Consider the following 13,885-nt stretch of genomic DNA (forward strand, 5'->3'; position numbering starts at 1 on the left):
GGGCACATCAATACCATGAGCAAGAGAGACCATGACCCAGCCTAACACACTATTTTCCATTGATTCAGAGGGTTGGTGCGAGCAGGCCCGCAAGGTGCCATCCCCCCATCACAACGAACGGGCCAGCCCGGAAGACATCTCCCTGCTGGTGGTCCATGGCATCAGCCTGCCCCCCGGCCAGTTTGGCGGCCCCTTCATCGACGATCTGTTTCTCGGCCGACTGGATCCGAGCGCCCACCCTTACTTTGCCGACATCCATCAGCTGCGGGTCTCGGCCCACTGCCTGATCCGGCGGGACGGTGAGCTGGTGCAGTATGTGCCGTTCACTGCGCGAGCCTGGCACGCTGGCGTCTCTTGCTGGGAGGGGCGAGAGGCCTGCAACGACTACGCCATCGGCATCGAGCTGGAGGGGACGGACGAGCTGCCCTACAGCGATGCCCAGTATGAGGTGCTGACCCACCTAACCAGTGCCATTCAGGCTCGCTTCCCCGCCGTGCTGGCCGATCGGGTGGTGGGGCATTGCGACATTGCGCCGGGACGCAAGACGGATCCGGGCGCGAGTTTTGACTGGCGGCGATACCGCCAGGGCATCAACAAAATTTGATACGGTTAAAATCGATTTTGTGTTTTTAAGATCAATGGCTTGTCGGTGCGACAAGCCATTTTTGTTGGCTGTTGCCGGAATGTTGTTTGTGATCTGGCGCAAGAATATTGGTCAGACCATTTTCTATGAGTGAGATCATGTTTTCCTCTCTTTACCCATAAATGGGTGGTTTACTTTCTTGATACAGATCAGATTTTGGGTGGACATTTCCCATCCCCTCTGCTAATTTTCGCCCCATTCATAAAATTGGTAATACCAATTTAACAAAGCTGCCCCATGCCCTATCGTCGAATTACTCAACCCAAATTGGCCGACGCCATCGTCGCCGAGCTGGAACACATGATCCTGGAAGGCAGCCTGCAGCCTGGCCAGAAGTTGCCGCCCGAGCGGGAACTCGCCATCCAGTTTCAGGTGTCACGCCCCTCCCTGCGCGAGGCTATCCAGCGTCTGGAGGCTCGCGGGTTGTTGTATCGTCGTCAGGGCGGTGGCACCTATGTGCAAAATGGTTTGAGCCAGGGGATCGCCGATCCCCTGTTCGAGCTGCTCAGCACCCACCCGGAAGCCCAGTATGACCTGCTGGAGTTTCGCCACGCGCTCGAAGGCATCTGTGCCTACTATGCGGCGCTGCGAGGCACGGAGGCGGACTTCGAGCGCATCCGCGCCGCCCAGGCGGCGATCGAGGCGGCGGGTCAGCAAGGGTCCCTTGCGAGTGAGTCGAGCGCCGTCACCCAGTTCTATCTGGCGGTGGCCGAGGCCTCTCACAACGTGGTGCTGCTGCACCTGCTGCGGGCCATGGGCCCCATGCTCGAGCAGAACATTTTGCGAAATAACGAGATTTTGAATCGCCGTCCGGGAGTGGTCGCCAAGATCCGTCGCCATCGTGCGTCGCTGATCGAGGCTATCCTGTCGGGGGCTCCGGAGCGGGCCAGGACTGCTTGTCATGAGCACCTGGCCTTTATCGAGGACACCTTGTTGGATATGCAGAGGGAAGACAGCCGGATCCAGCGATCCATGCGTCGGATCCGTCAGCAGGAAAACTAATCCCACAAGGCTTTATTGTCGAATTTTGCGCAACTTACATCCCGTGCAATAACAATAGGAACCAGCCATGTCTGATATCCTGAAGAACGATGTGGACCCGATAGAAACGCTGGAGTGGCTTGCCTCTCTGGAATCCTTGCTGCGTGAAGAGGGTCCGCAACGCGCTCAGTTCATCCTTGAACAACTGGCCGAGAAAGCCCGCGTCAGCGGTGTGGAAGTGGCTGAGAAAGCGAATCGCGACTACATCAACACCATCCCCGCCAGTGACGAACCGGCCTACCCGGGCGACCTGGAGATGGAGCGTCGCATTCGCGCCATCATCCGCTGGAATGCCGTGATGATAGTGTTGCGCGCCTCCAAGAAAGACCTGGACCTGGGCGGTCACATGTCTTCCTTCGCCTCTTCCGCGACCATCTACGAAGTCTGCTACAACCACTTCTTCCGTGCTCGCAACGAGAAGGACGGTGGCGACCTGGTCTACTTCCAGGGTCACATCTCCCCGGGCATCTACGCCCGTGCCTTCGTCGAGGGTCGTCTGACCGAAGAGCAGCTGGACAACTTCCGTCAGGAAGTGGACGGCAAGGGTATCCCCTCCTATCCGCACCCGAAACTGATGCCGGAATTCTGGCAGTTCCCGACCGTTTCCATGGGTCTGGGTCCCATCGCCGCCATCTATCAGGCGCGCTTCCTGAAGTACCTGACCGACCGTGGTATCAAGGATTGTGCCGAGCAGACCGTCTACGCCTTCCTGGGCGATGGCGAGATGGACGAGCCGGAAGCCAAGGGCGCCCTGACCGTTGCCGTGCGTGAAAAGCTCGACAACCTGGTGTTCGTGGTCAACTGCAACCTGCAGCGTCTGGACGGCCCTGTGGTCGGCAACGGCAAGGTCATCAACGAGCTGGAAGGCCTGTTCGCCGGCGCCGGCTGGGATGTCACCAAGGTCATCTGGGGTCGCAAGTGGGATGAGCTGCTGAAGAAAGATACCTCCGGCAAGCTGATCCAGCTGATGAACGAGACCGTGGACGGTGACTACCAGACCATGAAGTCCCGCGATGGCGCCTACGTGCGCGAGCACTTCTTCAACCGTTACCCGGAAACCGCCGCCCTGGTCAAGGATATGTCCGACGAGGAGATCTTCGCCCTGAACCGCGGTGGTCACGATCCTCGCAAACTGTTTGCCGCCTTCTCCAAGGCCGCACAGACCAAGGGCAAGCCGACCGTGATCCTGGCCAAGACCATCAAAGGTTATGGCATGGGTGAGGCGGCCGAAGGCAAGAACATCGCTCACCAGGTCAAGAAGATGGATCTGGGTTCCGTTCGTTACCTGCGCGACCGTTTCAACCTGCCGGTGACCGACGAGCAGCTGGCCGATCTGCCCTACCTGAAGATCGAGGAAGGCTCCGCCGAGCACAAGTACCTGCACGACCGTCGCACCGCCCTGAAAGGTTATGTGCCGACCCGTCTGCGTGAGAGCACCACCAAGCTGGACATCCCGGCGCTGGATGCCTTCGGCCCGCTGCTGGGTGAGCAGGCGCGCGAGATCTCCACCACCATGGCGTTCGTGCGTTCCCTGAACGTGATGCTCAAAGACAAGTCCATCGGCAAGCGCATAGTGCCGATCCTGGCTGACGAAGCCCGTACCTTCGGTATGGAAGGCCTGTTCCGCCAGATCGGTATCTACAGCCCGCACGGTCAGCAGTACACCCCGCAAGACCGCGACATCGTCTCCTACTACAAGGAAGACAAGCAGGGTCAGGTTCTGCAAGACGGCATCAATGAGCTGGGCGCCATGTCCTCCTGGCTGGCGGCTGCCACCTCTTACAGCACCAACGACTGCCCGATGATCCCGTTCTACATCTACTACTCCATGTTCGGCTTCCAGCGGATCGGCGACATGGCGTGGGCAGCCGGTGACCAGCAAGCCCGTGGCTTCCTGCTGGGCGCGACCTCCGGTCGTACCACCCTCAACGGCGAAGGTCTGCAGCACGAAGATGGTCACAGCCACATCCTGGCCAACACCATCCCGAACTGCGTCTCCTACGACCCGTCCTACGCCTATGAAGTGGCGGTGATCGTACAGGACGGCCTGCGCCGCATGTACGGCGAGAAGCCGGAGAACGTCTTCTACTACATCACCACTCTGAACGAGAACTACGCCATGCCGGCCATGCCGGAAGGCGCCGAGGAAGGCATCCGCAAGGGTATCTACAAGCTGGAATCCGTGGCCGGCAACAAGGCCAAGGTACAGCTGCTGGGTTGTGGCTCCATCCTGGGTCACGTGCGCACCGCCGCCCAGATCCTGGCGAGCGAATACGGCGTGGGTTCCGACGTGTTCAGCGTCACCTCCTTCAACGAGCTGGCTCGTGACGGTCAGGACGCGGATCGCTGGAACATGCTGCACCCGACCAGCGATGCCCGTGTACCCTACATCGCTCAGGTGCTGGGCTCCGACGCCACCATCGCCGCGACCGACTACATGAAGTCCTTCGCCGATCAGGTTCGCGCCTTCGTACCGACCGAGAACTACCGCGTGCTGGGTACCGACGGTTACGGCCGCTCCGACAGCCGTGCCAACCTGCGTCGTCACTTCGAGGTGAACGAGTTCTACGTGGTCGTTGCAGCCCTGACCGAACTGGCCAAGCGCGGCGAGATTGACAAGCAGGTGGTGGCCGATGCCATCGCCAAGTACGGCATCGATGCCGACAAGGTCAACCCGCTGTACGCCTAAGAGGATTGAGCGCCCTGTCCGGCCATGTGCCGGGCAGGGCCTCACCCTGCTTGGTGTGACCAACGTATAAGAGGATGAAGCCGCTCTCCTGCCAGGGCTATGGCAGTGGCAGCGCGCTTTTCCAACGTCAACGTGACATCCGCGTAAGAGGATAAAGCACAATGTCCAAACAGATTATGGTGCCGGATATCGGTGCCGATGAGGTTGAAGTCACCGAGATCATGGTGGCCGTGGGTGACAAGGTCGAGCTCGACCAGTCCCTGATCGCCGTGGAAGGTGACAAGGCCTCCATGGAAGTCCCGGCTCCGGCCGCGGGCATCGTCAAAGAGATCCTGATCAAGGTGGGCGACAAGGTTGCCACCGGTTCCCAGATCATGGTCTTCGAAGCCGAGGGTGCGGCTGCCGCCGCTCCGGCTCAGGCTGCCGCCGCTCCGGCTCAGGCTGCCGCCGCTCCGGCTCAGGCTGCCGCCTCCGTGGCCGCCGCGCCGGCTGCCCCTGCTGCCGCCGCTGCCAAAGACGTGCACGTCCCCGACATCGGTGACGACGAAGTGGAAGTGACCGAGATCATGGTTGCCGTGGGCGACATGGTTGAAGCGGACCAGTCCATCATCGCCGTGGAAGGTGACAAGGCCTCCATGGAAGTGCCGGCGCCGTTCGCGGGCCGCGTGGTCGAGATCAAGGTTGCCGCCGGTGCCAAGGTCTCCACCGGTTCCCTGGTGATGGTGTTCGAAGTGGCGGGCGCCGCCCCGGCCGCTGCCGCCGTGCCGGTTCAGGCCGCCGCTCCCGTCGCTGCCGCACCTGCCGTTGCCGCCGCCAAAGAGGTCAACGTACCTGACATCGGCGGTGACGAAGTGGAAGTCACCGAGATCATGGTGGCCGTGGGTGACAAGGTCGACGCCGACCAGTCCCTGATCGCCGTGGAAGGCGACAAGGCCTCCATGGAAGTCCCTGCGCCGTTCGCCGGTGTGGTGAAAGAGATCAAGGTGAAGGCGGGTGACAAGGTCTCCACCGGGTCGCTTATCATGGTATTCGAAGTGGCTGGTGCTGCGCCGGCTGCCGTGGCTGCTCCGGCGCCTGCCGCTGCGCCTGTTGCCGCCGCTCCGGCTGCTGCTGCCGCTGCGCCGGTTGCCCAGGCTGCTGCCGCTTCCGATTTCGTGGCCAACGATGCCTATGTTCACGCCTCCCCGGCGGTTCGCCGTCTGGCCCGTGAGTTCGGCGTCAACCTGGCCAAGGTGAAAGCCTCCGGTCGCAAGGGTCGCATCGTCAAAGAAGACGTGCAGGCTTACGTAAAGGATGCGGTCAAGCGTGCCGAGTCCGCTCCGGCTGCAGGCCAAGGCTCTGGCAACGGCATGAGCGTCGTGGCCTGGCCCAAGGTTGATTTCAGCAAGTTCGGCCCGGTCGAAGAGCTGGAACTGACCCGTATCCAGAAGATCTCCGGTCCTGCCCTGCACCGCAACTGGGCCATGATCCCCCACGTCACCCAGTTCGACGAAGCGGATACCACGGATCTGGAAGCGTTCCGCAAAGAGCAGAACGTGCTGGCCGAGAAGCAGAAGCTGGACGTGAAGATCACCCCGCTGGTGTTCATCCTGAAGGCGGCCGCCAAGGCCCTGGAAGCGCACCCGCGCTTCTGCAGCGCCCTGTCCGAAGATGGCAGCAAGCTTATCATGAAGAAGTACATCCACATCGGTGTGGCGGTAGACACCCCGGGTGGCCTGGTGGTGCCTGTGGTGCGCGACGTCAACAAGAAGGGCATCTTCGAGCTGTCCCGCGATCTGGCGGAGATCTCCAAGAAGGCCCGTGCCGGCAAGCTGACCGCTGCCGACATGCAGGGCGGTTGCTTCACCATCTCCAGCTTAGGGGGCATCGGCGGTACCAGCTTTACCCCGATCGTCAACGCGCCGGAAGTGGCCATCCTGGGCGTCTCCAAGTCCGAGATGAAGCCGAAGTGGAACGGCAAGGAGTTCGTGCCGCGCCTGATGCTGCCGCTGGCCCTGAGCTATGACCACCGCGTCATCGACGGTGCCGACGGTGCCCGCTTCGTCACCACCCTGAGTGGCGTGCTGTCCGACATCCGTCGACTGGTGCTGTAATGACGTTGAACCATGACCAGTGTGTCGCCATTGATGGCGGTGACGGTGCTCGCTGCATCACCCTCTTGGGTGCTGTGTTGTCCGACATTCGTCGACTGGTCCTGTAAGTGAGAGGGCGGGCCCAGAGCCCGCCCTTTTTGCTTCTCATTTCATTAACAGGATTGTAAACTTGCCCCGTTTTTTTCACGGCTGCAGCCGCCTTCTCTGGCATAAGACTGTGCTGTCCGGGGATATAAGAACGACAAAGAGGTCATGATGAGTAAAGAAATCAAAACCCAGGTCGTAGTACTGGGTGCTGGCCCTGCCGGTTATTCCGCTGCTTTCCGTGCGGCTGACTTGGGTCTGGATACCATTATCGTCGAACGTTACTCCACCCTGGGTGGCGTCTGCCTGAACGTGGGCTGCATTCCGTCCAAGGCCCTGCTGCACGTTGCCAAAGTGATCGAAGAAGCCAAGGCGCTGGCCGAGCACGGCATCGTCTTCGGTGCCCCGCAGACCGACATCGACAAGGTGCGTCTGTGGAAAGAGAAGGTCATCAACCAGCTGACCGGCGGTCTGGCCGGCATGGCCAAGATGCGTAAAGTCCAGGTCGTGAACGGCTTCGGTAAGTTCACCGGCCCGAATACCCTGGAAGTGGAAGGCGCTGATGGCAAGACCACGGTCACCTTCGACAACGCCATCATCGCCGCCGGTTCCCGTCCGGTGAAGCTGCCCTTCATCCCCCACGACGACCCCCGCGTATGGGATTCAACCGATGCGCTGGAGCTGGAAACCGTTCCCGGCAAACTGCTGGTCATCGGTGGCGGCATCATCGGCCTGGAAATGGGTACCGTGTACTCCTCTCTGGGTTCCGAGATCGACGTGGTGGAATTTGCCGATCAGCTGGTTCCGGCTGCGGACAAAGACATCGTCAAGATCTACACCAAGCGCGTGGCCAAGAAATTCAACATCATGCTGGAGACCAAGGTCACCGCAGTTGAAGCCCGTGAAGACGGCCTGTACGTCTCCTACGAAGGCAAGCACGCCCCGGCCGAGCCGGTTCGCTACGACAACGTGCTGGTCGCGGTCGGTCGTGTGCCGAACGGCAAGCTGATGGACGCCGAGAAAGCCGGTGTGGCCGTCAACGAGCGCGGTTTCATCGAGGTGGACAAGCAGCTGCGCACCAACGTGGCTCACATCCACGCCATCGGCGACATCGTCGGTCAGCCGATGCTGGCCCACAAGGGTGTGCACGAAGGCCATGTGGCGGCCGAAGTCATCGCCGGCAAGAAGCACTACTTCGACCCGAAAGTGATCCCGTCCATCGCCTATACCGAGCCAGAGATGGCCTGGGTCGGTCTGACCGAGAAGGAAGCCAAGCAACAGGGCCTGAACTTCGAAGTCGCCACCTTCCCCTGGGCTGCCTCCGGCCGTGCCATCGCCTCTGATTGCTCCGACGGCATGACCAAGCTGATCTTCGACAAGGACAGCAACCGGGTCATCGGTGGTGCCATCGTCGGTACCAACGGCGGTGAGCTGCTGGGCGAGATCGGTCTGGCCATCGAGATGGGTGCCGATGCCGAAGATCTGGCGCTGACCATCCACGCTCACCCGACTCTGCACGAGTCCGTGGGCCTGGCCGCCGAAGTGTTCGAAGGCTCCATCACCGACCTGCCGAACGCCAAGGCCAAGAAGAAGAAGTAAGTTTCTTCTCATTGCGCCCATGCAAAAGCCGCTCATCTGAAGTGAACCCCATTTATTGGACACATTAGTTGGCGGATGACATGGCCTGAGTTCGGTACTGTACCGGGCTCAGGCCGTTTAGTTTTACTTTGATCCGCTCGTGGTTGTAGTAGTGGATGTATTCATCCACCGCACGTTTCAACTGCTCTGTATCTTCGTACTCTTCGTTGAACCAGCATTCGCTCTTCAGCAGCCCAAAGAAGTTCTCTACCACCGCATTGTCCAGGCAGTTCCCTTTGCGTGACATGCTTTGCTTCACCTCCCTTGACGATAATCGCGTCTGATAGCTCGCCATCTGATATTGCCAGCCTTGATCCGAGTGCAGCACCGGCGCATCTCCTGGCTGTAATCTCGCCAGGGCCTCATCCAGCATCTTGTCCACCAACAGCATTCCCTGGTGCGTTGCCATCTGCCAGGCGATGATCTCGCTGTTATAGAGGTCCAGCACCGGTGACAGGTACAGCTTCTGCCCTTTGAGATTGAACTCTGTCACATCGGTGACCCATTTCTGGTTCGGGGCATCGGCGTGAAAATCACGCTGCAAGAGGTTCGGGGCGATATGGCCGTACGTCCCCTTGTACGACCGATATTTCTTGCGGCGCAGGTTAGAGGCAAGATCCTGTTTTCGCATGAGTTTACGCACGGTTTTATGGTTGAGAGGGCATCCCTCATTGCGCAGCGCCAGGGTGATCCGCCGATAACCATAGCGTCCCTTGTGGTGATGAAACAGCGCCTTGACCCGTTGCGCTTCATGCTCATAGGTCACTGTGCGGATACCCGATTTCACCTGCCAGTAGAAGGTGCTGCGTGGCAACCCGGCGAGATGCAGCAGCGTTGCCAGCTGATGGTCCTGCCTTAGCTCGGAAACTATTTTTGCTTTCTCTGCTGCTTTTCCCGAGCCAAGGCATGCAGCTTTTTTAGATAGGCGTTCTCCGCCCGCAGGTATTCGAGCTCTTCCTGGGCACTGCTGAAGATGGGATAGGGGGCGGTGAGCGGTTTGCCGGGTGGCGTCTTCCCTGAAGTCATGGCGCGTTCTCTGCGTTTGTCACGAAGGGCCATGATACCGCCTTCACGATAAAGCCGCGCCCACCGACTGACGGTGCAGGCCGCGGCGATCTTGAATGCTGCGGCCGCCTTGCGAGAAGAGGCATTATTTTCCTGCATCCAGTGCAGTACCTCCTCTTTGAACTCAGCAGAGTAAGCCTTGGTCGTGATGGTCAAGCCAGCTTCACCACTGGCTTTCCAGTGCTCAGTCCAGCGGCGAACGGCGCCATGATCGACCCCAAACAGGGCGGCCGTCTTCTTGGCACCGTCATGACCGTTGAGATAGTGAAGAACGACCTGACGTTTGAAGTCGGTCGAGTATTTTTGCTTTCCCATAGAAACGAAGAACCCCTACTCGTTGGGTGTCCAACTTTCGGGGTTCACTTCACATCGAGCGGCTTTTTTGTTTGATGATGACACCAGCCCGGGGCTTGACCCCGGCGCGGCGACGAGGAGCAAAGGCGAGAGTGACTGTGGGGGAGCCTGGGGCCATTTGCGGGGTCAAAGGCGGGCGAGTATCGGCGGCGGGTAGGAGGCCAGGCTATTGGCGGCTCCCGGAGATGGCCGTGTTGCCCTTCGTGGTCGGGAACACCCTGGCGCAAAGGAAGTCCACCAGTGCTCGCACCTTGGGCGAGGGGTGCTTGCTGGCCGGCCATAGCAGGTGGAAAACGCCTGTGCCTTCCACATGGTCGGCCAGGACAGGCAGCACCCGTCCGTCGGCCAATGGCTCGCGGATTGCGAAATTCGGCAGGTAGGCGATCCCCAGCCCTCGTAGTGCAAAGCACACGCGCGTCTCTATGTTGTTGCAGATCATCGAGGTCGGCAGCTGCAGCTCCGGCTCGCCAGGTGTTTGCCGCAGCGCCCAGCTCTCCAGCTTGCCGCTGGTGGGGAAGCGATAGTGCAGGCAGCTGTGCTGCAACAGATCGGCTGGGGTGCGTGGCCAGCCTCGGCGCGCCAGGTAGTCCGGCGAGGCGACAAGATGCATCTGGAATCTGCCCAGTCGGCGTGCCGACAGCCGGGAGTCGGCCGGCTCGCCGGTGCGCACCACGGCGTCGAAGCCCTCCTCGATGACATCCACCATGCGGTCGGTGAAGTCCAGATCCAGTTCGATCTCGGGATAGGCGTGCATGAAGTCGCCGAGCACCGGCAGCACCAGCGAGCTGACCAGCGGCAGGCTGACTCGCAGACGGCCGCGCGGTGCCGCACTCGCTTGCGACAACTCCTGCTCCGCCGCTTCGATCTCGGCCAGGATGCGACGACTGCGCTCCAGGAACAGGGCGCCCTCGGCGGTCAGGGTGACGCTGCGGGTGCTGCGATGGAACAAGCGCACGCCCAGCTTCTCCTCCAGTCGCGCCACGCTCTTGCCGACGGCGGAGGCCGAGACGCCCAGCAGCCGGCCAGCGGCGACGAAGCTGCGGGTTTCGGCGACCTGCACGAACACCACGAAACCATTCAGACTGTCCAAGGTGTGCTCCCCCTTCATTGCGGACATTTAATTCCTTATAGCATGGAACTTAAGCCTACTTTTTCTTCAATACAATCCTCTCTATCGTCGAGGCTCTGTCCATTGAATCTAGGTATTTGCCATGACGAACCTTCCATTGTCCCTGCGCCAAGGCGTGTCGCCTGTGCCTCTGTCCCCCCGTATCCAGGCCGTTGTCCAGCAGGCGCTGGATGAGCTGCGCCTGGTCGGTGCCGTTGTGCTGGTCGCCCGCGACGGCGAGTTGATCCACGCGCAGGCCGCCGGCCTGGCCGATCGGGCAAGCATGCGGCCGATGGCCGTCGAGACGGTGTTCCGGCTGGCGTCGGTGAGCAAGCCCATCGTCTGCGCCGCGGCGCTGGTGCTGGTGGCACAAGGCCGGCTCGATCTGGATGAGGAGATCGCGCGCTGGCTGCCCGAGTTTCGACCCCGGCTGGCCGACGGCAGCCCGGCGCACATCACGACGCGGCAGCTGCTCAGCCACACGGCCGGTCTTGGTTATCGTTTCTTCGAGGCCGACGCGAGGGGGCCTTATGCGCGGGCCGGCGTTTCGGACGGCATGGACGCCTCCGGCATCAGCCTGGACGAGAACCTGCGCCGCCTCGCCAGCGTCCCCTTGCTGTACGAGCCGGGCACGGCCTGGGGCTATTCGTTGGCGACAGACGTGCTGGGGGCGCTGATCGCGCGCGTCCACGGCGCACCGCTGGACGAAGTGGTACGCGAGTGGGTGACGGGCCCGCTGAGCATGGTCGATACCGGCTTCGTCGCCCGCGATCCTCGGCGTCTGGCAACCGCCTATGTCAACCAGGGGCCGCGACCGCACCCCCTGGCGGAGGGTGAGGTGGTTTCGCCAGTCGAGGGGGCCGTCGGCATTGCCTACAGCCCGGCGCGCATCCTGGATGCACAGGCCTTCCCATCGGGTGGCGCTGGCATGGCGGGCACGGCCGGGGATTTTCTGCGGTTGCTGGAGGCCCTGCGTCAGGGCGGTGGCACGCTCTTTCCCTGCGAACTGGTCGCCGAAATGGCGCTGGACCAGACCGCTGGGTTGGATCTGCCCAATGCGCCGGGCTTCGGTTTCGGGCTGGGCTTCTCGGTACTGCGGGATCCGCGGCTTGCCGCATCACCAGAATCGCCGGGTACCTGGCGCTGGGGTGGCGCCTACGGCCACTCCTGGTTCGTGGATCCCGCACAGGCCCTGAGCGTGGTGGCCTTCACCAACACCCTGTACGAAGGCATGTCCGGTCGCTTCGTCAACGAGCTGCGCGATGCGGTCTATGGCGCCATGGAGGCCGAACGATGAGCGGCGTGGCCAACGACCGTCTGCCCCTGGCGTCACTGCTGGCGTTGGCGATGGCGGCATTCATCACCATCTTGACCGAGGCGCTGCCGGCCGGGCTCTTGCCGCAAATGGCGCTGGGCCTGGCGGTGTCAGAGGCCTGGGTAGGTCAGACCGTCACGATTTATGCCATCGGTTCGCTCGTCGCCGCGATTCCCCTGACCGCCGCCACCCAGGGGGTGCGGAGCCGCCCCTTGCTGTTGGCTGCCATCGCGGGTTTCCTCGTCGCCAATACCGTCACCACCCTCTCTGGGAGCTATGCCTTGACCATGGTGGCGCGCTGTGTGGCAGGGGTGTCGGCCGGGTTGTTGTGGGCGCTGCTGGCAGGCTATGCCGCACGCATGGTGCCCGAGCACCAGAAGGGGCGGGCCATTGCCATTGCGATGGTGGGCACGCCATTGGCGCTGTCCCTCGGCGTGCCGGCCGGCACCTTCCTTGGCAACCTGGTGGGTTGGCGGACGTGCTTTGGCATCATGAGCGCACTGGCGCTGATCCTGATGGTGTGGGTACGCCTCAAGGTGCCGGATTTTGCCGGACAGGGGACGGCCAAGCGGTTGTCGCCGGGCCAGGTGTTCACCCTGGCCGGGGTGCGTTCGGTGCTCTTTGTGGTACTGACCTTCGTGCTGGCGCACAACATCCTCTACACCTACATAGCGCCTTTTCTCACGGCGGCGGGCATGGCCGAACGGACGGGATTGGCGTTGCTGGTATTCGGCGTCACCTCCCTGCTGGGGATCTGGATTATCGGTGTGCTGATCGACCGCCACCTGCGTTTGCTGACGCTCGCCAGCACGGCCTTGTTCGGCCTGGCCGCGCTGGCGCTTGGCATGGCAAATGGTACGCCGGCCGTCGTGTATGCGGCGATCGCCGCCTGGGGGCTGGCTTTTGGCGGTGCTGCAACCCTGTTCCAGACCGCCATCGCCAAGACGGTCGGGGACGCGGCCGACATGGCGCAGTCCATGCTGGTCACGGCCTGGAACATGGCGATCGCGGGTGGCGGTATCATAGGCGGCGTGCTGCTGGATCGCCTCGGCGTTGCGGCGTTCCCACCCGCGCTGCTGGCGCTGTTGGCGGCAACACTGATCGTGGTGTGGGTGGCCAGGCGCCATGGTTTTCCTGCGGCGCTGGGGTAAGACGTGATGGCATGTCGGCGGCTATGCTGCTTCCTGGCCGCCGGCACGGCACGTCATCGTTTCGCTGGTTTGCTCCGCGAGGGGGCATCAGGTCAGGTTAGTTTCCGAACCTCAGTCGTGGCCGGCGTCAGCACGGAACCGTCTTTCGCCGTCGGCGCCATCGTCGAGACGGGTTGTCCCGTGTGCTTGTCGATCAGCACCGAGTGGTGCTCACCCGGTTCAAACAGGTGCTGTTCGCCCCACTGCCGCAGCGCCACCATGACGGGGAACAGGCTTTCACCCTGGGGTGTCAGCACATATTCCTGATAGGCCGATCCGTCCGACGCTGCCGTCGTTTCGAGAATGCCGGCCTGCACCAACTTGCGCAGACGGTCGGACAGTATGTTGCGGGCCATGCCAAGGCTGCGCTGGAAGTCACCGAAACGGCGCATACCGTCGAACGCATCGCGCACTATGAGCAGTGACCAGCGATCCCCTACAACATCGAGGGAGCGCGCGACGGGGCAAGGTTCGTCGTTTACGAGCGTGCTGCGTGGCATGACTTCTCCTGGCGGCTGGCCATTGATGTTCAATCTGGTTGCATTTTAAAACTGGAAGTCCTAGCATTCAACTGGTTTTATTTTGAAACTAGTTGAATGGAGCATGGATCATGACGCTATCCCCTGTTTCGACGGCGCCGACATCGGCGGGCTTCGCCCCAGTCC

At 61.7% G+C, this 13,885-nt stretch carries 10 protein-coding genes; 7 read left to right on the plus strand and 3 right to left on the minus strand.

Features of this window, described 5'->3' with window-relative positions; genetic code table 11:
- Positions 1–31 precede the first annotated feature (31 nt).
- The 5 genes from ampD (at position 32) to lpdA (ending at position 8,149) form a co-directional block, all read left to right on the plus strand.
- Positions 32–604, plus strand: coding sequence for a 1,6-anhydro-N-acetylmuramyl-L-alanine amidase AmpD (gene ampD / locus ACW5W4_RS01920; protein ID WP_456688211.1), 573 nt, complete (start codon positions 32–34; stop codon positions 602–604).
- A 276-nt stretch (positions 605–880) separates the two neighbouring features.
- Entirely contained in the window at positions 881–1,645 is a 765-nt protein-coding gene (gene pdhR, locus ACW5W4_RS01925; RefSeq protein ID WP_042001733.1) for a pyruvate dehydrogenase complex transcriptional repressor PdhR, read from the plus strand.
- Between the two features lie 67 nt (positions 1,646–1,712).
- Complete coding sequence (gene aceE / locus ACW5W4_RS01930; RefSeq protein WP_456688212.1) at positions 1,713–4,373, plus strand: pyruvate dehydrogenase (acetyl-transferring), homodimeric type; 2,661 nt, start codon at positions 1,713–1,715, stop codon at positions 4,371–4,373.
- Between the two features lie 161 nt (positions 4,374–4,534).
- Positions 4,535–6,466, plus strand: coding sequence for a pyruvate dehydrogenase complex dihydrolipoyllysine-residue acetyltransferase (gene aceF, locus ACW5W4_RS01935; RefSeq protein WP_456688213.1), 1,932 nt, complete (start codon positions 4,535–4,537; stop codon positions 6,464–6,466).
- A gap of 255 nt (positions 6,467–6,721) precedes the next feature.
- Positions 6,722–8,149, plus strand: coding sequence for a dihydrolipoyl dehydrogenase (gene lpdA, locus ACW5W4_RS01940; protein ID WP_456688214.1), 1,428 nt, complete (start codon positions 6,722–6,724; stop codon positions 8,147–8,149).
- Between the two features lie 64 nt (positions 8,150–8,213).
- Here lpdA and ACW5W4_RS01945 read toward each other — a convergent pair.
- Together ACW5W4_RS01945 and ACW5W4_RS01950 are read right to left on the minus strand one after the other, a co-directional pair.
- Positions 8,214–9,568, minus strand: a protein-coding gene (locus ACW5W4_RS01945; protein ID WP_456688215.1) for an IS3 family transposase whose coding sequence is annotated in 2 segments (ribosomal slippage) — positions 8,214–9,109 and positions 9,109–9,568 — 1,356 coding nt in all. Because the reading frame shifts where the segments join, the coding sequence is not laid out codon by codon here.
- Between the two features lie 205 nt (positions 9,569–9,773).
- Positions 9,774–10,724, minus strand: a complete 951-nt coding sequence (locus ACW5W4_RS01950; protein ID WP_456688216.1) for a LysR family transcriptional regulator — start codon at positions 10,722–10,724, stop codon at positions 9,774–9,776.
- Positions 10,725–10,818: 94 nt separating this feature from the next.
- On the opposite strand from ACW5W4_RS01950, the gene ACW5W4_RS01955 reads away from it, so the two are divergent.
- Together ACW5W4_RS01955 and ACW5W4_RS01960 are read left to right on the plus strand one after the other, a co-directional pair.
- On the plus strand, positions 10,819–12,012 hold the full coding sequence (locus ACW5W4_RS01955; RefSeq protein ID WP_456688217.1) for a serine hydrolase domain-containing protein: 1,194 nt from the start codon (positions 10,819–10,821) through the stop codon (positions 12,010–12,012).
- Positions 12,009–13,181, plus strand: a complete 1,173-nt coding sequence (locus ACW5W4_RS01960; protein ID WP_456688218.1) for an MFS transporter — start codon at positions 12,009–12,011, stop codon at positions 13,179–13,181. The genes ACW5W4_RS01955 and ACW5W4_RS01960 overlap by 4 nt, the downstream gene beginning before the upstream one ends.
- Positions 13,182–13,273: 92 nt before the next feature.
- Here the strand turns inward: ACW5W4_RS01960 and ACW5W4_RS01965 are convergent, their stop codons facing one another.
- Complete coding sequence (locus ACW5W4_RS01965; RefSeq protein WP_456688219.1) at positions 13,274–13,720, minus strand: winged helix-turn-helix transcriptional regulator; 447 nt, start codon at positions 13,718–13,720, stop codon at positions 13,274–13,276.
- Positions 13,721–13,885 lie beyond the last annotated feature (165 nt).

The organism is Aeromonas crassostreae, assembly GCF_054052445.1.

Coding starts and splice junctions, on each gene's coding strand:
- ampD (WP_456688211.1), top strand. CDS start 32: ATGACCCAGCCTAACACACTATTTTCCATTGATTCAGAGGGTTGGTGC.
- pdhR (WP_042001733.1), top strand. CDS start 881: ATGCCCTATCGTCGAATTACTCAACCCAAATTGGCCGACGCCATCGTC.
- aceE (WP_456688212.1), top strand. CDS start 1,713: ATGTCTGATATCCTGAAGAACGATGTGGACCCGATAGAAACGCTGGAG.
- aceF (WP_456688213.1), top strand. CDS start 4,535: ATGTCCAAACAGATTATGGTGCCGGATATCGGTGCCGATGAGGTTGAA.
- lpdA (WP_456688214.1), top strand. CDS start 6,722: ATGAGTAAAGAAATCAAAACCCAGGTCGTAGTACTGGGTGCTGGCCCT.
- ACW5W4_RS01950 (WP_456688216.1), bottom strand. CDS start 10,724: ATGTCCGCAATGAAGGGGGAGCACACCTTGGACAGTCTGAATGGTTTC.
- ACW5W4_RS01955 (WP_456688217.1), top strand. CDS start 10,819: ATGACGAACCTTCCATTGTCCCTGCGCCAAGGCGTGTCGCCTGTGCCT.
- ACW5W4_RS01960 (WP_456688218.1), top strand. CDS start 12,009: ATGAGCGGCGTGGCCAACGACCGTCTGCCCCTGGCGTCACTGCTGGCG.
- ACW5W4_RS01965 (WP_456688219.1), bottom strand. CDS start 13,720: ATGCCACGCAGCACGCTCGTAAACGACGAACCTTGCCCCGTCGCGCGC.